The organism is Paracoccus xiamenensis, assembly GCF_011308835.1.
Classification (GTDB): Bacteria; Pseudomonadota; Alphaproteobacteria; order Rhodobacterales; family Rhodobacteraceae; genus Paracoccus; species Paracoccus xiamenensis.
In genome coordinates, this window is record NZ_JAAOHY010000001.1 from 1,297,834 (window position 1) to 1,322,783 (window position 24,950).

Genomic DNA, 24,950 nt, shown 5'->3' on the forward strand with positions numbered 1-24,950 from the left:
TATCGTATTCCATGCAGGCTAGCCGAGTTGACCACGGACGGTTAAGGCCGATTTTCCCCAAGAAGCTTCAAATGAAGCCGAAAGATCGCCGGACAGCAGGCGCAACCGGCAGCTCTCCCGCCGGTTGCGCAAATGCGCCTTAGCTATAGCTGGAGACGTTGCTTCCAGCGAGCGCCGCGATATTCATCAGCCCGCGCACGGTAATGCCCGGGGTGACGATATGGGCGCGATTGCCCATGCCCATCAGGATCGGCCCGACCTCCAGCCCGCCGGCGACGGAACGCAGCATGTTGCGCGCGGCCCCGGCGACCTCGGCATTGGGATAGATCAGCCCGTTCGCGGGGCCGGTCAGCCGACCGTCGGGGAACAGGCGCTCGCGCAGTTCGGGGTCAAGCGCGACATCGGCGGGCATTTCGCCCTCATATTCGAAATCGAGGTACATTTCGTCCAGCAGCGCCATCGCAGCGCGCATGTTACGCCCCGATTCGGTGTCCATATTGCCGAACTGCGAACTGGAACACAGCGCGATCCGGGGCTGGACGCCAAAGCGGCGCATATGTCGCGCCGCCCCGATTACCGTATCGGCGATCTGCTGCGGCGTCGGGTGCAGGTTCACCTGACTGTCGGCAACGAATAGCGGCCCCCGCTCCAGAATGATCAGCGACAATGCCCCGATGGGGTGGGTTTTCGCATCGGCGAGGATCTCGGTCACATATTTCAGATGCCAGCGATACTCGCCGAAGGTACCGCAAATCATCGCATCGGCATCGCCCAGATGAACCATCATCGCCGCGATCACCGAGGTATTGGTGCGCAGGATCGCGCGGGCCAGGTCCGGCGTGACGCCGTGGCGGCGCATCAGCGTGTGGTAAGCGGTCCAATAGTCGCGATAGCGGGCGTCGCTTTCGGGGTTGATGATCTCGATCGTCGACAGATCCATGCGGATGCCGTCGCGTTCCAGACGCGCCTCGATCACCTCGGGACGGCCGATCAGGATGGGGGTATCGTGGCCTTCCTCGATCAGCTGGCGGGCGGCGTGCAGCACGCGTTCGTCTTCGCCCTCGGCAAAGACGATGCGGCGGTTGGCGACCTTGTCGGCCTCGAACACGTCGCGCATGATGTTATAGGTGCGATAGACGCGGCCCTGAAGCCGGCGCTTGTAATCGTCCAGATCCAGCTGGCGCGTGGCCACGCCGGTTTCCATCGCGGCCTTGGCCACGGCGGGGGCGATGGTCGGCAGCAGGCGCGGATCGAAAGGTTTCGGAATCAGGTATTCCGGCCCGAAGGTCAGCCTTTCGCCGCGATAGGCCTGCCCGACCTCGGCCGAGGCGGTTTCACGCGCCAGTGCCGCAATCGCCTCGACGCAGGCGACCTTCATCGCGTCATTGATCTGCGTGGCCCCGGTATCCAGCGCCCCGCGGAAGATGAAGGGAAAGCACAGGACGTTATTGACCTGATTGGGATAATCGCTGCGCCCGGTGGCGATCAGCGCGTCGGGCGCGGCGGTGCGGGCTTCTTCGGGCATGATTTCCGGCGTCGGGTTCGCCAGCGCGAAGATGATCGGCTTTGGCGCCATCTTCTTGACCATCTCGGCGGTCAACAGGCCGGGACCAGAGACGCCAAGGAACAGGTCAGCGCCCTCCATCGCCTCCAGCGTGCTGCGTTTTTCGGTGTCGCGGGCGAATTCCTGCTTTTCGGGGTTCAGGTCATTGCGCTGCGTATGCACGACGCCCTTGCTGTCCAACATGGTGATGTGATCCTTCTTGACCCCCATCACCATCAGCATCTTCAGGCAAGCGATGCCGGCAGCCCCTGCCCCAAGCGCAACCACTTGAATATCCTCGAACTTCTTCCCCGACAGGCGCACCGCATTGGTGGCCGCCGCCGCCGCCACGATGGCCGTGCCGTGCTGGTCATCATGGAAAACGGGGATATTCATCCGCTCCTTGCAGAGCCTTTCGACCAGAAAGCACTCGGGCGCCTTGATGTCTTCCAGGTTCACCGCGCCAAAGGTCGGCTCCAGCTTGCAGACGATCTCGGCCAGCTTTTCAGGATCGGTCTCGTTCACCTCGATGTCAAAGCAGTCGACGCCGGCGAATTTCTTGAACAGGACCGCCTTGCCCTCCATCACCGGCTTGGAGGCCTGCGCGCCGATATTGCCCAGGCCCAGCACCGCAGTGCCGTTGGAAATCACCGCGACGAGGTTCGATTTCGCCGTATAGCGCATTGCGTCCAGAGGATTTTTCTCAATATCCAGACAGGCCTCGGCGACCCCCGGCGAATATGCGTTCGACAGGTCGCGCCCGGTATCCATCGGTTTAGTCGCGCGGATTTCCAGCTTACCGGGCCTCGGGAATTCGTGGTAATCCAGCGCTTCCTGACGGCGGTCATTGGCGATGTCATCTGCGGGCATGTCCTGTCCTCCTTCTGCACTCGGCAAATTCCCCTGGGTCAATTGGTCACTTTCGCAGAGGGATTTGCAATGCCCCTTTCGCAGCTTGCGCAACCCCCGCCTTGCCGCGCCGCCCTTTTGCGGTATCTGTGGTGCAAGTGGCGAACGGGGGATCGAATGTCCGATTTTGATCTGGTGCTTTCCGGGCGGGTGATCCTGACCGACCGAGAGATCCCCTGCGGCTTCGTCGCGGTCCGCGAGGGGCGCGTGGCGCTGATCGGCGAAGGCGCCCCGCCGGATGGGCGCGAAAGCCACCGGCTGGGGCAGGCAATGATCCTGCCCGGCGCGGTGGACGCGCAAGTCCATTCCCTGTCGCAGAAAGGGGTCGAGGGCTTTGCTGCCTCTACTGCCGCCGCGGCCGCCGGTGGCGTGACCACCATCGTCGACATGCCCTATGATGAAGGCGATCTGATCTGTTCCGCCGCCGCCGTCGCCCGCAAGGTGGCCACCGCCGAGGCAGAGGCACGCGTGGACGTGGCACTCTATGGCACCATCGACCCGACAGAAGGCCCTGCGCGGATCGCCGAGCAGGCCGATGCCGGGGTCTGCGGCTTCAAGTTCTCGACCTTCGGAACTGATCCAAAACGATTTCCCCGCATCCCGCCCGCGCTGCTGATGGCCTGCTTTGCCGAGGTCGCGAAGACCGGATTGGCTGCGGGCGTCCACAACGAAGACGACGCTTTCGTGCGCGAGGCGATTGCGCAGGTCGAGGCGATGCAGATCACCGATTGGCGCGCGCATGGGCTGTCCCGCCCGCCGATGACAGAGATTCTGGCGCTGCAGCAAATCTATGAAACCGGTCATGCGACCGGCTGCCCGGCGCATGTCGTCCATTGCTCGCTTGGTCGCGGCTATGAGATCGCGCGCCAATACCGCGACGGCGGCGATCTGACGAGTATCGAGTGCTGCATTCACTATCTGACGCTGGACGAGGAAAACGACGTCGCCCGCCTTGGCGGCAAGGCCAAGATCAACCCGCCGATCCGTCCCCGCGCAGAAGTCGAAAGCCTTTGGCGTCATGTGGCGGCGGGCAATGTCAGCATGGTCTCGACCGATCACGTCAGCTGGTCCGAGGATCGCAAGACCAATCCCGACATGCTGAAAAACGCATCCGGCGTGCCGGGGTTGGAGGTCATGGTGCCGCTGTTCGTGAAAGGCGCGCTGGAACGCGGCATCCCGCTGACTTGGGCCGCAAGGCTGATGGCCGAAAACCCGGCGCGGCATTTCCGCATCGACGACCGCAAGGGCGGCATTGCAGTGGGCCGCGATGCCGACCTGACGGTGCTGGAACCCGTCGCGCAGGTCTATGACGCGAAGGCCAGCCGCCATTCCATCGCCGGATGGTCGCCCTATGACGGGATTGAGCTGCCATGGTCGGTCGCAGGCACATGGCTGCGCGGACAGCAGGTCTTCGACGGCACTGATGTGCTGGCACAACCCGGCAATGGCCAGTTCATCCGCCCGCCCCGCCCGCTTGGCCTCAGAAAGCCGCTTCATGCGTAACCTGCGCGTCAATGCCGACCGCATCGCTGCCGATCTGGACGCGATGGCGAGGATCACCGATCCGGGCCGCCCGTGGACGCGCCGCGCCTTCTCGCCACGCTTCGATGAGGGGCGCGAATGGCTGGCCTCGCGGTTTGTCGAGGCGGGACTGATCGTTTCGAGTGATGCGGGCGGCAACCTGCTGGGACGGCGACCCGGCGGCGACCCAAAGCGCGGCACCATCATGCTGGGCAGCCACTCTGACACCGTGCCTGATGGCGGCCGCTTCGACGGCGTCGCTGGCGTAATCGTGGCTCTAGAGGTCGCGCGGATGCTGGACGAACGCGGCATCAAGCTGCGGCACAACCTCGACGTGGTGGACTTTCTGGCCGAGGAGGTTTCGGTTTTCGGCGTCTCCTGCATCGGCTCTCGCGGAATGGCGGGGATGCTGCCGCAGGACTGGCTGGCGCTGACGCATGAGGGCCGCAGTCTGGATCAGGCGATCCGCGACGTTGGCGGCAACCCGGACTGGCAGACGCCTGCCACCAACATCCGCGCCTTTCTGGAACTCCATATCGAACAGGGCCGCGTGCTGGAAGCCGAGGGCACCGATCTGGGCATCGTCAGCGCCATCGCGGGGATCACCCGGATCGAGATCGTGCTGACGGGCCAGCCCGACCACGCCGGCACGACGCCCATGGGCACGCGGGCGGACGCACTTGTGGCCGCCGCCGCCCTTGTCACCGACATTGATGCCGAGGCGATACGCCGCGCCCATGGCCCCGACCACTTCACCGCCACCGTTGGCGAGTTCTCGGTTGAACCGGGAGCGGCCAATGTCGTGCCGGGCCAGGTGCGGATGCTGATCGACGCGCGTTCCGATAACCGCGACCAGATGCAGGAATTTCTGGGGTGGATTGAACAGCGGCTGACCAAGCTGCCAGCGAAGATCAGCGCGGACATGCGCTTGCTTTCCGACAACCAGCCTACACCCATGCACATGGACGCCATTAGCGCGTTGGAAACCGCTGCCACGAAAGTCGGGGCCAGCCATCGCCGCATGGTATCCGGCGCAGGCCATGACGCCGCATTCATGGCGCGTCTTGCCCCGACTGCGATGATCTTCGTCCCCAGCAAGGACGGCCGATCCCATTGCCCCGAGGAATACAGCGAAATCGCCGATATCGCGCTTGGCGCGGAAGTCATGGCCGAGGCCGTGATCGCAATAGATCAAGAAGGAGACTAAGATGCGTCGTGTCCTGACCGAAAAAGACGTGGAGCCCGCCGTTCGTGGTGGTTCCGTCTATGCTGCCGGTGGCGGAGGCTGGGCCGATCATGGCCGAATGCTGGGCTATGCCGCCGTCAAGGCGGGCGCGCCCGAACTGGTCAGCGTGGACGAGCTGAACGAGGACGATCTCATCGCCACCGCCGCCGCCATCGGCGCACCTGCATCCACGACGCCGTGGGAAATGCGCGGCGTCGATTACATCAAGGCCGTGCAGATGCTGAACGACGCGCTTGGCCGGCCCGTCGCCGGGCTGATGATCGGGCAGAACGGCAAATCCTCGACCCTGAACGGCTGGCTGCCCTCGGCCATTCTGGGCTGCAAGGTCGTCGATGCGGTTGGCGACATTCGTGCCCATCCGACCGGTGACATGGGGTCGATCGGCATGGCGGGCAGCCCTGAACAGATGATCCAGACGGCTGTCGGCGGAAACCGCGAACAGAACCGTTATATCGAGTTGGTCGTGCGGGGTGCGACTGCCAAGGTGTCACCTATCCTACGCACGGCATCCGATATGTCGGGCGGCTTCATCGCATCGGCGCGGAACCCGCTGCGCGTGTCCTATGTCGCGAGACATGCGGCACTTGGCGGGATTTCGATGGCGCTGGATCTGGGCCATGCGATCCTTGCCGCGGAGCCGAAAGGCCCCTCCGCCGTGATCGACGCGATTGTCGACAAGACGCGGGGGACCGTCCTCGCCAACGGGGAAATCACCGCGAAGAATGTGGTCTATACGCCCGAGGCGTTCGATGTGGGCACCGTGACCGTGGGTCGCGGCGAAAAGGCCCTGACGCTGCATGTGATGAACGAATACATGGCCATCGACGATGCCGGCGGCAATCGCGTCGCCAGCTTCCCCGATGTGATCACAACGCTGTCAGAAGACGCCCTGCCCCTATCGGTGGGCGAACTCGAGGTCGGCATGAAGGTGCATATCCTGCATGTCCCGAAATCGGTGATCCCGCTGAGTTCCAGCGTCCTAGACCCCTCTGTCTATCCCGTCTGCGAACGCGCCATGGGGATCGAACTGGCCCGCTACGCCTTGGATGGCACCGATGCCTAAACCAAACCCCCGCCACCCCGACTTCCCCATCCCAAGCGGCCCGGACAAGCGGGCAAAGTCATGGCGCGCCGAAGGCTTGCTGCGACTGATGGAAAATGTCCTTGCCGTGGGCGAGGCGCCGGAGAAGCTGATCGTCTATGCGGCACTCGGCAAGGCGGCGCGGAACTGGCCCGCGCATGATGCCATCGTCCGCACCCTGACCGAGATGGACGAGGATCAGACCCTGATTATCCAGTCGGGCAAGCCCGTCGGCCTGCTGAAAACATCCGCCACCGCGCCGATGGTCATCATGGCCAACTGCAATATCGTCGGACAATGGGCCAAAGCCGAGGTGTTCTATGATCTGGAACGCAAGGGGCTGATCTGCTGGGGCGGGCTGACCGCCGGGGCGTGGCAATATATAGGGTCACAGGGCGTCATTCAGGGCACCTATGAGATCTTCATGCGCATCGCGGAACGGCGCTTCAATGGCAGTCTGAAGGGGCGTTTCATCCTGACCGCGGGCCTCGGTGGCATGGGCGGCGCGCAGCCCTTGGCGGGGCGCATGGCGGGCGCGGCGATCCTTTGCATCGACATCGACCCCAAGCGCGCCGAAATGCGCAAGGAAATCGGATTCCTCGATGAAATCGCCCCCGATCTGGATACGGCCTTGAAGATGATCGACGATGCAAAGGCGGAAGGCCGGGCGACCTCTATCGCGCTGATCGGCAATGCGGCGGAGATCTATCCCGAAATCGCCGCGCGGGGAATCGTGCCCGATATCGTGACCGATCAAACCTCGGCCCATGATCTGGTTTATGGTTATGTGCCAGCGGGTTACGATCTGGAGCGTGTTCGCCGCCTGCGCGATCAGAACCCGGATGAACTGATCGAGGAAGGCCGCAAATCCATCGCGCGCCATGTCGCGGCAATGCTGGAATTTCAGGCCGAGGGGGCCGAGGTTTTCGACAACGGCAACCTGATCCGCACGCAAGCGAAACAGGGCGGCATCGAAAACGCATTCGACATTCCGATCTTTACCGAGGCTTACCTTCGCCCGCTATTCGCCCGAGCCATCGGCCCATTCCGCTGGATGGCGCTGTCGGGCGAGGCCGAAGACATCGCCAAGATCGACGATCTCGTTTTGCAGATGTTCCCCGACAACAAGATTGTCACCAACTGGATCCGCCTCGCCCGCGAGAATGTCCCCTTCGAAGGCCTGCCGGCACGCATCGCCTGGCTGGGACATGGTGAGCGGACGGCACTGGCGCGGGCCGTCAACAAGATGGTGGCGGATGGTACCCTTTCCGGGCCGGTCGCTTTCTCTCGCGATCATCTGGATGCAGGTGCCATGGCCCATCCGAATATCATGACCGAGAACATGCGCGACGGATCGGACGCCATCGCCGACTGGCCGCTGCTGGACGCGATGACGCTGTGCGCGTCCGGCGCGGATCTGGTGGCGGTGCATTCGGGCGGCGGCGGCTATGCCGGTTACATGACCTCGGCCGGCGTCACGGTGGTCGCCGATGGCACCGAGGCCGCCGATACCCGGCTGGACCGGGCCCTGACAAACGATACCTCGCTGGGGGTCATCCGCTATGCCGATGCCGGATACCCCGAGGCGTTGGACGAGGCGGCGCAGAAGCAGGTCGGCCATATCCGGCTGTAATCGGTCGGGCCGGCGGCGATGCTGGGCCTTTCCTCAGGCGAAATCAATGTGGTTATGCAGCGGCAATTCGCGGATCCGCTGGCCGGTCGCGGCAAAGATCGCATTGGCCAATGCGGGCGCGGTCGGTGGCACCGGCGGCTCGCCGATGCCGCGGATCTTCGCGGCCTGCCCCAACGAGCGGACCTGAATGTCCGGACATTGATACAGCCGCATCCCTTCATGGCTGTCGAAATTCGTCTGTTCAGCCGCGCCGCCGGCATAGGTGATTTCGCAATTCATCGCCGCGCCGAGGCCGAAGACCACGCCCCCCTGCACCAGGTTTTCGAAATTCACCGGGTCCAGCACCGGCCCGACATCGCAGGCGACGAAAACCTTGTCGATACGGATGCCGCTGTCGGTCGCGGTCACCTCGACCACCTCGGCCACCGGTACGCAGAAGCTTTGGACCATGGCCACGCCGCGCCCGCGCCCGCGCCCGCGCCCCTCGGGCAACGCGGTGCCCCAGCCCGACATCTCGCCCACCGCCTCCAGCACGCCGCGCGCCACCGGGTCCGAGGCGAGCGGGATCCGTTCGCCCAGCGGATCAGCCCCGGCATGCAGGATCAATTCGTCCAGAAAGCCTTCCAGAATAAAGCCCGCGCCGTTCGCCCCCACCGCGCGCCAGCTTGATACAGGGGCAAGCCCCTCGACGGCATAAGCGCGGACGCGGAAATCAGGGATGGCATAGGGCGCGTTCCACGCCCCGGCGGGGATCTGGATGTCGGGGCCAAGGCCCGGAATGCCCAGCCGCTCCATCTGCGAGCGCGTGACCGAGGGCGCGGCGATCTGCAGATCCAGCGCCACCACCTGCCCGCCCTGCATCGCACCGCGCCCGCGTCCCATGGCGATATGGCGGGGGAAATCGGTGGCGAAATCCTCCTCGCGCCGAAAGGTCATCTTGACCGGCGTGCCGCGCAACTGGTTGGCGATGGCGCTTGCATGGGCGATGAAGTCGGGCTCAAGCCGATGCCCGAAGCTGCCGCCGATCAGGTGGTTATGGAAACGCACCCGGTCCAGCTCGATCCCGGTAACGCGGGCGGCGGCCTTCTGCACCTCGCGCGGCATCTGGTGGCCTGACCAGATCTCGACCCCGGTATCGTCGACGCGGACAATGGCCGAAAGCGGCTCCAGCGCGGCATGGGCAACATAGGGCGAACGGTATTCAGCACTCAGCGCATCGGCGGGCAGCGCCGCCTGCACATCGCCATCGTCGCGCCAGGTCCGGTCGAGCGCGTCCTCGGTGAAGCTGTCGGAAAGGCGCTGCCAATGTTCGGCCTGTTCGGGCGGATAGGCGGCAGGCGCCCAGTCGATATCCAGCGCCTCGGCCCCCTGCATGGCGTGCCAGCTGTTATCGGCGATGACGGCAAGGCCGCCGGGGATCTGCAACACATCGCGGACATAGGGCAATGCCCGGGCGGCGCTGTCGTCAAAGGACTGCACCGCACCGCGATGGGGGCTAAGCCGGATGGCGGCATGAACCATCCCCTCGATCGCCAGGTCGATGCCATAGCGCGCGGTGCCGGTGGACTTCGCGACCATGTCCAGCCGCTGCATGGGCTTGCCCAGCAACCGCCATTCGGCAGGTGGGCGCAGCGCCGGAGCGGCCACCGGGTCGATGGCGGCGGCCTCGGCGGCAAGTGCGGTATAGGCGATGCGGCTGCCATCGGGCAGGATCACCGCACCACCTTCGCTGCGCAGATCGGCAACCGCGACCCCGCTGCGCAGCGCGGCCGCCGCCTTCAGCGTCTCGCGCGCCATGGCCCCGGCCTCGCGCAGTTTGACGAAGCTGTCGGGCACCGTGGTCGAGCCCCCCGTGACCTGCATCCCCAACAACTTGAAGGCGATATCTGCACCGCCCCGCGCGAGTTCTGCCAGCGTGCTGTCGTCGCTTGCGCGGAAGGGCACGGAATCGTCACCAAGCGCGGTGTTCCAATAAGCCTTTGCCGGGGTGCCAAAGCTGACCTCGAACCCGCCCCAGTCGAGGTCCATCTCCTCGGCCAGCAGGGCAGACTGCACCGACATCACCCCCTGCCCCTTATCGGCATGCGGCACGATCAGTGTCACCTTCTGCGCGTCGATCAGCACCCATGGGTTGAAGGTCACGCCGCCTTCCGGCAGGTCGCTTTCCAGCGGGTTGTCCGGGTCGCGGCGGGCTGCATAGACGCCAAAGGCCACGCCACCGGCGATGACCGCAGAGCCGACCATGAAAGCGCGGCGGGTGAATTTGCGCAGCGACATGGCTTAGCCCTCCGCCACGGTGGCAGCGCGGCGGATCGCGGCACGGATGCGCGGATAGGTGCCGCAGCGGCACAGATTGCCCGACATGGCATCGTCGATTTCCGCATCCGTCGGCGCGGGTGTCGTGGCCAGCAGTGCAGCGGCCTGCATGATCTGGCCCGACTGGCAATAACCGCATTGCGCCACCTGCGCCTCTATCCAGGCGGCTTGCACAGGATGGGGGGCGTCGGGCGTGCCCAACCCCTCAATTGTGGTGATCTCTGCCCCGTCCAGATCGCCAGCGAGAACCTGACAGGATCGCACCGCCTCGCCATTCAGATGCACGGTGCAGGCGCCGCAGGCACCAATGCCGCAGCCATATTTGGTGCCCGGCAAGTCCAGCACCTCGCGTAGCACCCACAGAAGCGGCATATCGGGATCAAGCTCGGGGTCGTGCAGGGCCCCGTTGACGGTGAATGACATGGCTTTCCCCGAATGGCTGGTCGGAATGCAACTGTAGTCGCGCATCCGCCCACCGCACCAGCGGGCCGCTGCGTCAGACCGGGACAAAGGGCCGAGAAGGGCGGTTTCCCGCTGGAATGTCGGTCTGGCCGGTCGCCACTTGCGGCTTTGACTTGGCCCGCCCCGGATCGGAACTTGAAGGCCAAGCAAACGAAATCAGGTAGCCTCACGCGACCCATCGACTTTTCTCGCCGCCAGTTCCTCTCCTCCGCCGCCGCCCTTGAGGTCGTCGCCGCAGGGAGTGATGAGCTTCTGCATATTCCCGGTCCTGTCCCGTTCCGCCAGCCACATGCTGGCCGAAAATATCCGCGCCACTTCTGCCCTTCGGCTGGCCGAGCGCATCGCCGGTGCGATCAGCCAGACCGGTGGCACCGAAGCCGCACATTAGACAGGTCCGGGCCTCTGCTTCACGAATTTCACGGTGGTCACGGGTTTGCGACTTGCCCAGACGCGCCGGGCCAGCGACATTGTCTGCATGCCAATGAGCCATGTTCGCAAGCCAATGAGCCGACCCCGACCAAAGCACACCTTCCGCCTGGCCGCCTTGGCCGGGGCTGTCGCGGCATTGCTGGCGGCTGGCCCCGCACAGGCGCAGCAAATGCGCGGCCCGCAAGGTCCGACCGAGGTTGGCGTCATGCCCGTCACCCGCAGCGACGTGCCGGTGACGGTGGAACTGCCGGGCCGCGCCGTGGCCTATCAGCTGGCCGCCATCCGTCCCAAGGTCGGCGGCGAGATCACCGAGATCCCTTACCAGCCCGGCACCGAGGTCGAGGCCGGCACCGTGCTTTTCCGGTTGGAAGACGAAAGCCTGGAAGCGGCACTCGCGGCCGAAGAGGTCGCCGTTACCTCGGCAGAGGCAGCGCTGGAATGGGCGCGCGACACGGTCGAGCGTTACCGCAAGCTCAGCGGTTCGGGGGTCAGTCTGACCGATGTGCGGTCGGCGGTGGTGTCGCTGGCGCAGGCCGAAGCCGCGTTGGGGGCCTCGAAATCGCGCCTGCAACTGGCACGTCTGGCGCTGGAAAGGACCGAAATCACCAGCCCGATCCCCGGCATCGTCGCCGTCACCCCCTTTAGCGTCGGCGACATTGTCAGCGCCAATCAGGCGGAACAGCTGACCGAGGTGGCGCAGGTCGATCCGATCTATGTCGACGTGTCTGAATCCCGCGCCCGCATCCTGCGCCATCAGCAAAGCATCAATGCCGGCAGCATGCAGCGCCCCGGCGCACCCATCGATGCCCGGCTGACGCTGGAAACCGGCGAGGTTTACGGCCAGCCGGGCCGCGTTCTCAGCCCCGGCTCGGCGGTGTCGGCCACGACCGGCACCATCCCGATCCGGCTGCAATTTCCCAATCCCGACCGGATGATCCTGCCCGGCCAGTTTGTCCGCGTCACCCTGACCATCGGCCAGATCGACGCCATTCTGGTCCCGCAACGCGCCACCAGCCGTTCGGCCGCCGGTCAACTGACTGCCTTCGTCGCACAGGATGGCCGCGCCGTGCAGGTCCGGCTGACCGAACAGGGCACGCATGACAACGCCTGGATCGTGACCGACGGCCTGGTCGAAGGCGACCCGCTGATCCTTGACGGGCTGGACAATCTGCGCGACGGGGCAGAGATCACCACCGTTCCCGTCACCATCGACGCCGAAGGCGTGGTCCGCGATGCCACACCCACAGCCCAACCAACACAGGAAGACGCCGCAGCGCCCTCTGCCCGGCGGGACGCCCCGCAACCCGGCGTGACCTCGACCGCCGCCGCGGCCGCGCCCGCCAATACCGTCAGCAACTGAGATGGGCCAGTTCTTCATCCATCGCCCCGTCTTCGCCTGGGTGCTGGCCATTGTCACCATGCTGGCGGGGATCTACGGCCTGCTGGGTCTGCCGGTATCGCAATATCCCGACATCGCGCCAACCACGGTGCGGATTGGCGCCAGCTATTCCGGCGCCACCGCCGAGGCAGTGCAGAATTCCGTCACCACCCCCATCGAGGACGCCCTTACCGGGATCGAGGGCCTGCTGTATTTCGAAAGCAGTTCTTCGCAGGGGCGATCGGGGATCACGCTGACCTTCGACGACAGTGTCGAACCGACGGATGCGCTGAACGATGTGCAATCCAAGGTCCGCAGCGTCGAATCGCGCCTGCCGACACCGGTGCAGAATGACGGGGTCAGCGTCACCCGCTCGACCTCCTCGATCCTGATGGTCGGCTCGCTGGTGTCGACCAATGGGCGATACAGCACGGTCGAGCTGGGCAATATGCTGGAAGAAATCGTCGAGGGGCCGGTCAAGCGGGTGCCGGGCGTGGGCAGCATCAATGTCTTCGGCTCTGGCTATGCCATGCGGATCTGGCTGGATCCGTTCCGGCTGGCGCAATACAACCTGCTGCCCACGGACATCACGGCGGCGGTGGCGGCGCAGAATTCGACCGTCTCGGTCGGCTCGCTGGGGTCGCAGCCGGTGCTTCCGGGGCAGCAATTCACCTCGACCATCACGGCGCAAAGCCAGCTGACCAATCTGGAACAGTTCAACCGCATCCTGCTGAAAACCGACGAGGACGGCGGCAATGTCTGGCTGGGTGACGTTGCCCGGATCGAGATCGGGCAGCAGCGCTATGGTTCCGACAGCCGTTTCAACGGACTCAATGCGGCCGGGTTCGGGGTGAACCTTGAAACCGGTGCCAATGCGGTCGAAACCGCCGAGGGCGTGCGCGAGGTACTTGAAAACCTGAATCGGACCCTGCCTGAAGGCGTCGATCTGCGCGTCGCCTATGACACTTCGCCCTTCGTGGAGCTGTCGATCGAGAAGGTTTATCATACCCTGATCGAGGCGATCGTTCTGGTCGTCGCCGTCATCCTGATCTTCCTGCAAACGTGGCGCGCAACAATCATTCCGGTGATCGTGGTGCCGGTGGTGCTGCTGGGCACCTTCGCGGTGCTTGCGGCACTCGGCTACTCCATCAACACGCTGACCATGTTCGCGATGGTGCTGGCCATCGGTCTGCTGGTCGACGACGCCATCGTGGTGGTGGAAAACGTCGAGCGGGTGATGCGCGAGGACGGGCTGGGTCCGGTCGCGGCCACCGAAAAATCAATGCGGCAGATCTCTGGCGCGCTGATCGGGATTGCTGCGGTGCTGTCGGCGGTGTTCCTGCCCATGGCCTTCATGGCCGGATCCACGGGCGTTGTTTACCGGCAGTTTTCGGTAACCATCATCACCGCCATGGGCCTGTCGCTGGCCGCCGCGCTGATCCTGACGCCGTCCCAGACCGCCAGCATCCTGCGCCCGCATCACGGGTCCGCGCGCTTTGCCCCCGCACGCTGGTTCAACCGCCAGTTCGACCGTCTGGCCGATGGCTATGCCGCGATCATCACCCGGCTTCTTCGTCGCCCCTTCATGGCGCTGGTGGTGCTGGTACTGATCTCTGCCGGGGCATGGCAATTGTTCAGCCGGATGAACTCGACCTTCCTGCCGACCGAGGATCAGGGCGTGCTGATGGCCCAGATTTCGCTGTCCGAAGGCTCGACCGCGCAGCAGACCCGCGCCGTCGTCGAGGAGATCGAGGCATATCTGCTGACCGAGGAGCCGGCCGTGGAATCGGTCTTCGGTGCGCTTGGCTGGGGTTGGTCGGGCAGTGCGCAAAGCCGGGCGATGCTGTTCGTGAAGCTGAAGGATTTCGACCTGCGCGATACGCCAGAATCCTCGGCCCGCGCGGTGGCGCAGCGCGCCAATGACCGCTTCGGCAAAGACCGCGCCGGACGCATCAGCTTCAACCAGCCGCCGCCTATTCAGGGCCTGGGCAATCAGGCCGGTTTCAGCATGTTCCTGATCGACCAGACCGCGCAGGGGACCGAAAAGCTGCGCGAGGCCTCGGCCTCGCTGGAAACGCTTGGCGAGACCAGCACGCTGGTGACCAATGTCGAAGGGCGCGGCGACGAGGATGACGCCGCCCTGCATCTGGATATCGACGCCCAACGCGCCGAGGCACTTGGCCTGAATGTCAGCGAGGTGAACGGCATGCTGTCGGTCATCTTCTCGGGGCGCGAGGTGAATGACTTCGCCATGGGGGCCACCTTGCGCCCGGTGATCGTGCAGGGCGATGCCGGTTTCCGCATGCAGCCCGAGGATCTGGAGGCATGGTACGCCCGCAACGCATCGGGCGAAATGGTCCCGTTCAGCGCGTTCTCATCGTATCGCTGGGAACCGGTGGCCCCGCGCCTGCAACGCTTTGACGGGACGGACGCGATTTCCATGTCCGGATCCGAGGCCGATGGCGCAAGCTCTGGTCAGGCGATGGAGGCGATGGCGCAGATGGTCAGCGACCTGCCCGGCGGTTTCGGGGTCGCCTGGACCGGGCTTTCCTATCAGGAACAGCAATCGGGCAATCAGGCACCCTGGCTTTACGCGCTGTCGGCGCTGGTGGTGTTCCTGTCGCTGGCGGCGATCTATGAAAGCTGGTCAGTGCCGTTTTCGGTCATGCTGGCGGTGCCGGTTGGCATCCTTGGCGCGGTGCTGGCGGCGCTGCTGTTCGGGCAGGCGAATGATGTCTATTTCAAGGTCGGCATCCTGACGACCATCGGGCTGGCCGCCAAGAACGCCATCCTGATCGTCGAATTCGCCCGCGTGCTGGAGCTGGAGGGCCGCAGCACCATCGCCGCCGCGACCGAGGCCGCGCGCCTGCGCCTGCGCCCGATCCTGATGACCTCGCTGGCCTTCATTCTGGGCGTGCTGCCGCTGGCCACCGCGCGCGGTGCCGGGGCTGCGGCGCAGAACTCCATCGGGATCGGGGTGATGGGCGGTATGATCGCCGCGACCTTCATCGGCATCTTCATGGTGCCCAGCTTCTATGTGGCCGTCCGCCGGCTGTCCGGGCCGCTGCGCGGCGCACGTGCGCCTGAACCTATGCCGGGCGAATGAGGATGGCGCGCCGGCGAACAATTGGCGATGGATTCGGCGTCATCCATTCTGGACACCAAGCGAGGATGCGCGCGCGACCAGCGTGACCGGCGCACGGGTTTCATCGGGCGGCACAATGCCGCCATTCAACCAGCCCAGAAGCCGGGCCGCGGTATCATGCCCGAAGCGCGCAATATCGCAGCTGACCGAGGAAAGCGCAGGCCAGACCTCGGCACATTCCTCGATATCGTCGAAGCCGATAAGGCGAATGTCCTGACCCACGCGCCGCCCCTGCCGGGCCAGCCCGTTCATCAGCCCAAGTGCCACGAGGTCGTTGAAGCACAGCACCGCCTGAATATCCTTGGGCAGGTTCAGCGCCGCTTCATGCCCGCCATGCCGGGTAATCGCCCCCGACAGCACCAGCGGCGTCAACCCCGCCGCCGCCATTTCCGCCACATAGCCCGAGGCGCGCTCGGCGGTGATCTGGCGCTCAGGCCTGCCGCCCAGAAAGGCGATGCGGGTCAGCCCCTCATCCAGCAGATGCCGCGTCGCGACCGCGCCCCCGGTGGCATAATCAAACGATGCGAAAGGGATGCGCCCGGCGCTGCCATCAAGCTTGCGCAGCACCTGCATGGCCGGGATCTGCGCCGCCGCGATCTGGTCCATGATCGCACCGGGATCGCCGAATGTGGGCGAAATCACCAAGCCCGCCACCCCGTGTTCGATCATCGACTGCACCAGTTGCGCCTGCCGGTCCGGGTCTTCGTCCGAATTGCCGATCACCGTGGCATAGCCCTGCTCTGCCAGCGCCATCTGCATCGAGGTCGCGAATTCGGTAAAGAACGGGTTGCGCAGATCATTGATGACCAGCCCGATCAGCCCGGTCTGCGCCGACCGCAGATTGGCCGCCGCGCGGTTATAGACATAGCCGACCCGCGCCATGGCGTCGCGCACCGTCAGCGCGGTTTCTTCGCGCACCAGTTCACTGCCTTGCAGCACCAGCGAGACGGTGGATTTCGATACCCCCGCAGCCCTGGCCACGTCCAGAATGGTCGGCCGCCGTTTCATGCCCCGATGCCATAGGTGGCAAGCAACTGGCGCATTCGCGACTCGGCCAGATCGGGGTTGGACAGAAGGCCAGCATCCGCAGCCAGCCGGTAGACCTCGGCATAATGGGTGATCGAGCGCGTCGACTGGAAGCCTGCGGGCATGATGAAGGCAGGCTGCATGCCGTTCAGCCATGACAGAAAGGCGATGCCAGCCTTGTAGAACTGCGTTGGCGCGCGGAAAAGCTCGCGTGAAAGGGGAACGGTCGGGTCCATCAGTGCGTCATAGGTTGCGCGGTCGCCGTCCGCCAGTGCCTCCAGCGCCTGCGCGGCGGCGGGGGCAATGGCGGTGAAGGCGCCCAGCAGCGCGTGGGAATGGTGCTTGCCGTCGCCCGCGATCAGCGCGGCATAGTTGAAATCATCCCCGGTATACAGCTTCACCCCCTCCGGCAGCCGGGCACGGAAAGATTCCTCATGCGCCTGATCCAGCAGCGAGATCTTGATGCCGTCAACCTTGTCCCGATGCGCCGCAATCAGGTCCAGCACGGCGTCCGAGGCGGCGGCGATATCGGTATGACCCCAGTAACCTTTCAGCGCCGGGTCGAACATGTCGCCCAGCCAGTGCAGCACCACCGGATCCTTCGCTTGGCCCAGCAGACGATCGTAGACGTGGCGGTAATCGTCCGGTGCGGCGCCTATCGCCGGCAGCGCGCGCGTGGCCATCAGGATCAACTGCCCGCGTTCCGTTTCGATCGCCTCCATCTGGTGTTCATAGGCGGCGATGATGCTGTTCAGATCCGGCAGTTCCTCTAGCACCTTGTGATCGGTCCCTGCCCCGCAGGCAACGCGGGGTTTCAGCGGATGGGCCCTGGCCTCCTTCATGGTCCGCGCAATCAGCTCTCGCGCGGTTTCCCAGTCAACACCCATGCCGCGCTGCGCGGTGTCCATCGCCTCGGCCAGTCCCAGTCCCTGATCCCACAGGCTGCGGCGGAAGTTCAGCGTCGGTTCCCAGTCCACCGCCGGGCGGTCCGTCAAGGGGTTCCGCTCGGCCAGCGGGTCGCTGACGACATGGGCGGCGGCAAAGGCCACGCGCGTCCATTCGCGCTGAGGCGCGCGGGGCACCAGCGGCTCTCGCGTGCTGGCGAATGGGGCAAGCGTGCCGTCATAGGTGGGCAGGTGCAGCATGGCTCAATCCTTCACAGCAAGATCGAAAACGAGGATTCCGTCCAGCCCGCCCACCGCATTCGCGATCAGCGCGTCACCGACGCGGCGGTGGTCGGGATGGTCCTGATAGGCGGCGAGCGCGTCCCAGTCGGTGAAATCGGCGACAAACCCGTGCAGGAAGCCGCGCTCGATCTGCTCGGGGCTTTCGCTGCGGCCAGCGGTGATCGACAGCACCCCCGGCAGCACGTCGCGGATGCGGTGCAGATCGGCGAAGATCTGGGCGATGCGATCTTCCGGCACCTCATCACGAAAGCGGATCAGGACGATATGGCGGATCACCTCGCATCCTCCTTGATCATGTCGGCGGCCTTTTCGGCGATCATGATGGTCGGCGCGTTGGTATTCGAAGACACTAGGCGCGGCATGATCGAGGCATCGACGATGCGCAGCCCCTCGATCCCGTTGAAACGCAGCCTAGTGTCCACCACCGCCGCCGCTTCGCTTCCCATCCGGCAGGTGCCGGCGGGGTGGTGGTCGGTCTTGGCATTGGCCACGGCGTAGTTGATGTAATCGTCTTCGGTCTGGACCCCCGGCCCCGGCAGGACCTCGCGCAGTACATAGGGTTTCAACGCGTCCTGCCGCATGATCTCCTGCGCAAGCTTCAGCCCCTTGATCGACATCTCGCGGTCATGCGGATCGGCCCAGTAATTCGGGTCGATCAGCGGCGCGGCCTTGGGATCGCTGCTGGCCAGCCGCACCGTCCCGCGCGAGCGTGGTCGCAGATAGGCCGAGTTCAGCGTGACGCCGCCATTCGGCATCGCGGCCACGCCCGCCTCGATCCCGGAACCGAGGCCCAGATGGAACTGGATATCCGGGGACCGCGCGCCTTCGTCGGCATACCAGAAGCCGCCGGTTTCAAATAGCGAGGACGCGACCGGCCCCTTGCGGGTCAGCAGATATTGCAGCCCGGCCAGCACGGAATAATGCGGTTTGGCATAGCGATCATAGGTGTGCGGGCCGGTGCATTCGGCGATGACGAACAGGTCCAGATGGTCCTGAAGGTCGGACCCGACTCCCGGCTGGTCCAGCACCACATCGACGCCGACGCCGCGCAGATGGTCCGCCGGGCCTATCCCCGACAGCTGCAGCAGACGCGGCGAGCCGATGGCGCCGGATGACAGGATCACCTCTGCATCCGCATCAATCCGCTTTTCGCTGGTCCCGTCTGCCACTCGGATAGCCTTGGCCCGACCGTTTTCGACCACGATCCCCAGCACCTGCGCGCCCGACATCACCGTCAGGTTCGGACGGCTTCGCGCCGGGTCCAGAAACGCCACGGAAGTCGAGGACCGCCGCGCATGTTTTTGCGTCAGCTGGTAGTAGCCCAGCCCCTCCTGATCCTCGCCCGTCATGTCGTGATTGGTGGGGATCCCAAGCTCTCGCCCGGCCTTGAAATACGCATCGCAGATTGGCAGGGGCGCAGCAGGTTTTGACACGCCCAACGGCCCGCCCTGCCCGTGGTAACGGTTGTTGTGGGTGTCGTTATCCTCGGACTTCTTGAAATAGGGCAGCACGTCCTCATAGGACCAGCCATCGCAGCCCATCTGCCGCCATTCGTCGTAATCCAGCGCATTGCCGCGCGTATAGATCTGCGCGTTGATGCTGGACCCACCGCCCAAGACACGGGCCTGCGTGAAACGGACCACGCGGTCCTGCATGTGTTTTTGCGGAACAGTTTCCCACCCCCAACTGCCGATGCCCTTGGTCATTTTCGCAAAGCCCGCAGGCATGGCATAGAACGGGTGGCGAGGTCGCCCGCCAGCCTCGACCAGCAGAACGCGGGCTTCGGGATTCTCGCTCAGCCGGTTGGCCAGCACGCAGCCCGCACTGCCGCCACCGATAATGATGAAATCGTAACCTTCGGCCATCGGGGCCTCCTTCACAGTCGCGGGATGGACAGACCGCCATCCACGGAAATCACGCTGCCGGTCGAGAATGCCATCTCGCCGCACACCAGCGGCAGCACCGCGCGGCCAATGTCGGCGGGTTCGCCCCAACGGGCGGCGGGGACCAGCCCGCCCTCGATCAGCGCGTCATATTTGGCGGAAACGCCTTCGGTCATGGGGGTGCGGATGATGCCGGGGCGCAGTTCGAAGACGCCGATGCCGTCTGCGGCGAGCCTTGCCGCGAAAAGCTTCGTCATCATGGATGCTGCGGCCTTCGACATGCAGTATTCCGCGCGTTCGGGTGACACCATCTCGGCGCTGACCGAGGTCACGAAGATGATGCTGCGATAAGGATCGGCGCCCTGCCCCAGCATCCGCCGCGCGACCTGTTGCGCCAGAAAGAAGTTGCCGCGCAGGTTGATGTTCATGGTCCAGTCGAAGTTTTCGGGCAGCATTTCCAGCATGTCGCCCCTGATCCGCGCAGGCACCCCCGCGTTGCAGATCAGGCTCGTGACGGGGCCGAGGTCTGCGTCGACGGCATCGAGCAGCGTCGGCACCGCGTCGATCTGCGAGAGATCGTGCTGGTAATAGCGCGCTTCCGTTCCGAGTTGTGCCATGCCGTCTGCCACGGCATCGGTCGGTTGCTCGGCGGCGATGGCCAACTGCCAGCCCGCATCCCGCAGCGCCTGCGCGATGCCAAGCCCGATGCCCTGCTGGCCGCCGGTGATCAGCGCGACGCTCATGCCCAGTCCTTTCCGCGAATGTGGTCCGCGGCGCGCAAGGACAGCGCCGCGATGGTCAGCGCCGGGTTCACGGCGGCAGAGGTCGGAAGAACGCTCGCATCGGTGATGAACAGGTTGGGATGGTCGTGGCTGCGGTTGTGGATGTCGGTGACGCTGGCGGCGGGGTCGTGCCCCATCTTCGCGGTTCCGCACTGATGCGACGGCGTGCGCCGGTCGAAGGGTTTTGACAGCACGATGGGGTAGCCCGCGCGGCGCAGTTCTTTCTTCAGCCGCGCCACAAGCGCCTCATGCGCGGCCCAGTTCGAGCGCTTCCAGTCCAGCACGATCTGATCGCCCTTCAGGCTGACGCGGCTTTCGGGGTCGGGTAAGTCTTCGGACATGGCGTAAAGATCCAGCGCGCGCGATGAAATCGCATTCGCGACCGGCAGCGGCAGGCCCGAGCCTGCCTTCAGGATCGGGCCCGTCACCCGGCCCAGCATCTGGATATTGCCGAGCGGTTCGCCATCCGGTCCGCCGGTTTCGTAAAAATCATTCACCATCAGCGTCTTCTGGTAAACGGTCCCGTTCCGCCGGAACGGATGGATCGCCAGCACCGCCGAGCAATTGTGGTTCATGAAATTCCGGCCCAACTGGTCGGAGCCATTTGCCAGCCCGTTCGGATGCGCCTCATCCGCGGAGCGCAACAGCAGCGCGGCAGAGTTCACCGCCCCCGTCGCCAGCGCAAACAGCGGTGCCTCCAGCCGCTGCTCGCCTTCAGGACCGACGACATGAACCGCCACGATCCGCCCATCCGTCCCGCATTCCAGCCGTATGGCCTGCGTCCCGGTCAGCAAGGTCACATTCGAATGCCGCAGCGCCTCGGCAATGCCGATTGTCTCCGCATCCATCTTGCCGCCGACCGTATTCGGATAACCGTCCCAACCGATTTTGGCACGTTCCAACCAGCGGTCGAGATCCACCCCCAGCGGCAGGTATGAGGGGTTGAGGCCAATTCCCTTCAAGCGGCGGCGCAGATCGGCAACCTCTGGTTCGTCGGGGACGGGTGGGAAAGGATAGGTGCCTGAATGCGCAGGCTCGCTCGGGTCGTCGCCAAGCTGGCCGCGGACCTGATACATTTCTTCGGCAGCCTGATACCACGGTTCCAACTCGGCATAGGGGATCGGCCAGCCCGGCGTGGTGCCGCCCATGTGGCGGATCGGGCTGAAATCGCTTTCGCGATAGCGCAGCAGCACCGCACCATAGAATTTCGAATTGCCGCCGACGTAGTAGAAGTTGCCGGGGCTGAATGGCTGCCCCTGCCCGTCAAGCCAGGTTTCCTTGGGCCGGAACACGCCCCGCCCGTGAATCGCGTAACCGTCCACGGCGTCGGGGCTGTCCTGCATCCGCTCGCCGGTTTCGACGATCAGGATGCGTTTGCCGGATGGGGCAAGCGCGGCGGCAAGTGTCGCGCCCCCCATGCCCGATCCGATGATGATAAGATCCGCGTCCATCAATCCACGATCCGGTCTTCGGTCGCTGGATCGAAGACCACGGCCTTGTCCATGTTCACCACGAAATCGAAGGGCTGTCCGGCATGGACATCCACATCGGCACGCATTCGCGCGATGCAGGCCTTGCCCGACAGCGAGGTCTCGACAAAGGTGTCGGACCCGGCAGGCTCGGTCACGTGCACCATATTGCGCAGGGCCTGTGTGTTCTTCGCATTGCGGTCGACGCCATCGGCATCGGTGATCGCCTCGGGGCGGATGCCAAGGATCACTTGCTTGCCCAGATAGCTGCGCAGGTTCGGGCCGTTCTGCGTCAGGTTCAGCATGATCTGCTGGCCCTCGGCACCCGTCAGTTCCGCCGCAACGACGCCGTTCACGTCCCGCAATGTCGCGGGGATCAGGTTCATCGACGGGCTGCCCATGAAGCTGGCGACGAACATATTGGCCGGCGTGTCATAGACCTCTTTCGGGGTGCCGAGCTGCTGGACGTAGCCCTTGTTCATCACCGCGATGCGGGTGGACAGGGTCAGCGCCTCGATCTGGTCGTGGGTGACGTAGACGATGGTGCTTTTCAGGCGCTGATGCAGCTTCTTGATCTCGGTCCGCATGTCCACGCGCAGCTTGGCGTCAAGGTTCGACAAAGGTTCATCGAACAGGAACACATCCGGGTCGCGGGTCAGCGCCCGGCCCATGGCGACGCGCTGACGCTGACCGCCCGACAGCTGGCCGGGCTTGCGGGCCAGTAGCTGTTCGATCTGCAGAAGCTTCGCCACCTCGGCCAGTTTCTTCTCGCGCTCGGGCTTGGGGATCTTGTGCATCTCCATCCCGAAGGTGATGTTCTGGCCCACGGTCATGTTCGGGTAAAGCGCATAGCTTTGGAACACCATGGCGATGTTGCGCTTGGACGGGTGCACATCGTTGACCACCCGGTCCTTGATCGAGATCGTGCCGCTGGTGATGTTTTCCAGCCCCGCGATCATGTTCAGCAGGGTGGATTTCCCGCAGCCGGACGGGCCGACGAGAACCAGAAACTCGCCCTCCTCGACGCCGATGTCGACGCGGTGCAGCACCTCGACGGCGCCGTAGGATTTGGTGACGTTGTCGATGTCAAGAAACGGCATCGCGTTATCCTTTTACTGAGCCAGCCATGAGGCCGCGCACGAAGTAGCGACCGGCGACGATATAGACGAGCAGCGTTGGAAGCGCCGCCAGGATCGCGCCGGCGAAGTCGACGTTATAGGCTTTGACGCCGGTCGAGCTGTTCACGAGGTTGTTCAGCGCCACCGTCATCGGCATGGAATCGAGATCGGCGAATGATGCGCCGAACAGGAAGTCGTTCCAGATATTGGTGAACTGCCAGATGATGCAGACGACCGCGATGGGCCCGGACACCGGCAGCATGATGCGCCAGAAGATGCGGAAGAACCCGGCCCCGTCCATCATCGCCGCCCGCACCAGTTCGGTCGGGAAGGCTGCGTAATAGTTGCGGAAGTAGAGGGTCGAGAAGCCGATCCCGTAAACCACATGGACAAGGATCAGCCCCGAGGTCGTTCCCGCCAGCCCGATCGTTCCCAGCACCCGCGCCATTGGGATCAACACGATCTGGAAAGGGATGAAGCAGGAAAACAGCATCAGCCCGAACAGGATATCCGATCCGCGGAATTTCCACTTGGTCAAGATATAGCCATTCATCGCCCCGAGGATGGTGGAAATCGCGACGGCCGGCACCACCATCAGGATCGAGTTCATGAAATAGGGCTTCAGCCCCGTCGCCTCGACCCCGATCTGCGCGCTGCCCCAGGCGGAAATCCACGGCTCAACGGTGGGTTCGTTCGGCAGCGACATCATGTTGCCGCCGGTGATCTCGGGCAGCGGCTTGATCGAGTTAATCAGCATGATGAAAAACGGCAGCAGATAGAACAAAGCGAAGAAGATCAGCACCACATAGATGAAGGTGCGGGTGATGCGGCCTGTGCGGACGGCCTGGTCCTGAGCGCCCCCTGACATCACTTCTGCTCCTTCAACTCGGCATAGACGTAGGGCACCATGATCGCGGCGATGCCCATCAGCATGATGACCGCGGATGCCGCACCGACGCCCATCTGGTTACGGGTGAAGGTGTAGGAATACATGAAGGTCGCGGGTAACTCGGTCGCCCGGCCCGGCCCGCCGCCTGTCAACGCGATCACAAGGTCATAGGACTTGATCGCGAGGTGCGCGAGGATCACGAAGGCCGACAGGAAGGCGGGCCTGAGCAGCGGGATGACGATGCGGCGATACAGGTTCCAGTTCGACGCGCCGTCGATCTGGGCGGCCTTGAGCATCTCGTTGTCAATGCCGCGCAGGCCCGCCAGAAACATCGCCATGACGAAGCCCGAAGACTGCCAGACGGCGGCGATCACCAGCGTGTAGATCGCGTAGTCACGGTCCTTGATCCAGCCGAACTTGAAGCTTTCCCAACCCCACAGATGCATGGTGTTTTCCAGCCCGATGCCGGGGTCCAGCAGCCATTTCCACGCGGTCCCCGTCACGATGAAGGACAGCGCCATGGGGTACAGATATATCGGGCGCAGCATCCCTTCGCCCCGGATCTTCTGGTCAAGGAAGATCGCCAGCAGCAGCCCGATGGCGATGCAGATGACGATGTAAAGCGACGCGAAGATGGCGAGGTTGATCAGCGCCGTGGTCCATGCCGAAAGGCCAAACAGGCGGGCATAGTTTTCAAAGCCGACCAGATCATAGCTGGGCAGCATCTTGCTGTCCGTGAAGGACAGATAGATCGTATAGACGATAAAGCCATAGACAAAGACCAGCATCGCCGCCAGCGAGGGCGAAAGAACCAGCTTCGGCAGCCAGTTCTGCAATGTGGTGCGCATGTCCTGTGGCGCGCGGGTGGACCCGGCCATGAAAACTCCTCCCCCTCGATTTCGGTGACGCGGGACCAGCCTGCGTGGGGCGATG

Annotated in this window: 19 protein-coding genes; 7 read left to right on the plus strand and 12 right to left on the minus strand. The window is 64.4% G+C overall.

Features of this window, described 5'->3' with window-relative positions:
* Positions 1 to 139: 139 nt before the first annotated feature.
* On the minus strand, positions 140 to 2,413 hold the full coding sequence (locus G7044_RS06370) for an NADP-dependent malic enzyme (protein WP_166327049.1): 2,274 nt from the start codon (positions 2,411 to 2,413) through the stop codon (positions 140 to 142).
* 156 nt (positions 2,414 to 2,569) lie between these two features.
* Here G7044_RS06370 and G7044_RS06375 point away from each other — a divergent pair, with 156 nt between their 5' ends.
* The 4 genes from G7044_RS06375 to G7044_RS06390 are packed head-to-tail and all read left to right on the plus strand — an operon-like array spanning position 2,570 to position 7,933.
* The gene (locus G7044_RS06375) at positions 2,570 to 3,955 is read left to right on the plus strand and encodes a dihydroorotase (protein ID WP_166327051.1); all 1,386 of its coding nucleotides are present in this window, start codon (positions 2,570 to 2,572) and stop codon (positions 3,953 to 3,955) included.
* Positions 3,948 to 5,180 (plus strand): Zn-dependent hydrolase, encoded by a 1,233-nt coding sequence (locus tag G7044_RS06380; protein WP_166327053.1) that lies wholly within the window; start codon positions 3,948 to 3,950, stop codon positions 5,178 to 5,180. Before G7044_RS06375 ends, G7044_RS06380 begins: the two co-directional genes overlap by 8 nt.
* A gap of 1 nt (position 5,181) precedes the next feature.
* Positions 5,182 to 6,282, plus strand: coding sequence for a DUF917 domain-containing protein (locus G7044_RS06385; RefSeq protein WP_166327055.1), 1,101 nt, complete (start codon positions 5,182 to 5,184; stop codon positions 6,280 to 6,282).
* Positions 6,275 to 7,933 carry a urocanate hydratase gene (locus G7044_RS06390; protein WP_166327057.1) on the plus strand — a complete coding sequence of 553 codons (1,659 nt, stop codon included), beginning with the start codon at positions 6,275 to 6,277 and terminating at the stop codon, positions 7,931 to 7,933. Before G7044_RS06385 ends, G7044_RS06390 begins: the two co-directional genes overlap by 8 nt.
* A 33-nt stretch (positions 7,934 to 7,966) precedes the next feature.
* Here the strand turns inward: G7044_RS06390 and G7044_RS06395 are convergent, their stop codons facing one another.
* Both G7044_RS06395 and G7044_RS06400 read right to left on the minus strand, forming a co-directional pair.
* Positions 7,967 to 10,210 carry a xanthine dehydrogenase family protein molybdopterin-binding subunit gene (locus G7044_RS06395; RefSeq protein WP_166327059.1) on the minus strand — a complete coding sequence of 748 codons (2,244 nt, stop codon included), beginning with the start codon at positions 10,208 to 10,210 and terminating at the stop codon, positions 7,967 to 7,969.
* A gap of 3 nt (positions 10,211 to 10,213) precedes the next feature.
* Positions 10,214 to 10,672: a (2Fe-2S)-binding protein gene (locus G7044_RS06400; RefSeq protein ID WP_166327062.1), complete on the minus strand. Its 459-nt coding sequence runs from the start codon at positions 10,670 to 10,672 to the stop codon at positions 10,214 to 10,216.
* Positions 10,673 to 10,955: 283 nt separating this feature from the next.
* On the opposite strand from G7044_RS06400, the gene G7044_RS06405 reads away from it, so the two are divergent.
* The 3 genes from G7044_RS06405 to G7044_RS06415 all read left to right on the plus strand — a co-directional run bounded on the left by G7044_RS06405 (position 10,956) and on the right by G7044_RS06415 (position 15,624).
* Positions 10,956 to 11,099, plus strand: coding sequence for a hypothetical protein (locus G7044_RS06405; RefSeq protein ID WP_166327064.1), 144 nt, complete (start codon positions 10,956 to 10,958; stop codon positions 11,097 to 11,099).
* 114 nt (positions 11,100 to 11,213) lie between these two features.
* Entirely contained in the window at positions 11,214 to 12,500 is a 1,287-nt protein-coding gene (locus tag G7044_RS06410) for an efflux RND transporter periplasmic adaptor subunit (protein WP_166327066.1), read from the plus strand.
* Position 12,501: 1 nt separating this feature from the next.
* Positions 12,502 to 15,624: a multidrug efflux RND transporter permease subunit gene (locus G7044_RS06415; RefSeq protein ID WP_166327068.1), complete on the plus strand. Its 3,123-nt coding sequence runs from the start codon at positions 12,502 to 12,504 to the stop codon at positions 15,622 to 15,624.
* Positions 15,625 to 15,663: 39 nt separating this feature from the next.
* On the opposite strand, the gene G7044_RS06420 is transcribed toward G7044_RS06415, so the two are convergent.
* From G7044_RS06420 to G7044_RS06460, 9 genes are read right to left on the minus strand one after another with little or no spacing between them, the layout of a single operon-like run.
* The gene (locus G7044_RS06420; protein WP_166327070.1) at positions 15,664 to 16,671 is read right to left on the minus strand and encodes a LacI family DNA-binding transcriptional regulator; all 1,008 of its coding nucleotides are present in this window, start codon (positions 16,669 to 16,671) and stop codon (positions 15,664 to 15,666) included.
* Positions 16,668 to 17,834, minus strand: coding sequence for a dihydrodipicolinate synthase family protein (locus G7044_RS06425; protein WP_166327072.1), 1,167 nt, complete (start codon positions 17,832 to 17,834; stop codon positions 16,668 to 16,670). Before G7044_RS06425 ends, G7044_RS06420 begins: the two co-directional genes overlap by 4 nt.
* A gap of 3 nt (positions 17,835 to 17,837) precedes the next feature.
* Entirely contained in the window at positions 17,838 to 18,152 is a 315-nt protein-coding gene (locus tag G7044_RS06430; RefSeq protein ID WP_166327074.1) for a Dabb family protein, read from the minus strand.
* Positions 18,149 to 19,741, minus strand: coding sequence for a GMC family oxidoreductase (locus tag G7044_RS06435; protein ID WP_166327076.1), 1,593 nt, complete (start codon positions 19,739 to 19,741; stop codon positions 18,149 to 18,151). The genes G7044_RS06430 and G7044_RS06435 overlap by 4 nt, the downstream gene beginning before the upstream one ends.
* An 11-nt stretch (positions 19,742 to 19,752) precedes the next feature.
* A complete protein-coding gene (locus tag G7044_RS06440; RefSeq protein ID WP_166327078.1) occupies positions 19,753 to 20,502 on the minus strand; it encodes a 3-ketoacyl-ACP reductase in 750 nt (249 codons plus the stop codon).
* A complete protein-coding gene (locus G7044_RS06445) occupies positions 20,499 to 21,992 on the minus strand; it encodes a GMC oxidoreductase (protein ID WP_166327080.1) in 1,494 nt (497 codons plus the stop codon). The genes G7044_RS06440 and G7044_RS06445 overlap by 4 nt, the downstream gene beginning before the upstream one ends.
* Entirely contained in the window at positions 21,992 to 23,110 is a 1,119-nt protein-coding gene (locus G7044_RS06450; protein WP_166327082.1) for an ABC transporter ATP-binding protein, read from the minus strand. Before G7044_RS06450 ends, G7044_RS06445 begins: the two co-directional genes overlap by 1 nt.
* 4 nt (positions 23,111 to 23,114) lie before the next feature.
* A complete protein-coding gene (locus G7044_RS06455; RefSeq protein WP_166327084.1) occupies positions 23,115 to 23,996 on the minus strand; it encodes a carbohydrate ABC transporter permease in 882 nt (293 codons plus the stop codon).
* Positions 23,996 to 24,895, minus strand: coding sequence for a carbohydrate ABC transporter permease (locus G7044_RS06460; RefSeq protein WP_166327086.1), 900 nt, complete (start codon positions 24,893 to 24,895; stop codon positions 23,996 to 23,998). Before G7044_RS06460 ends, G7044_RS06455 begins: the two co-directional genes overlap by 1 nt.
* Between the last annotated feature and the right edge of the window lie 55 nt (positions 24,896 to 24,950).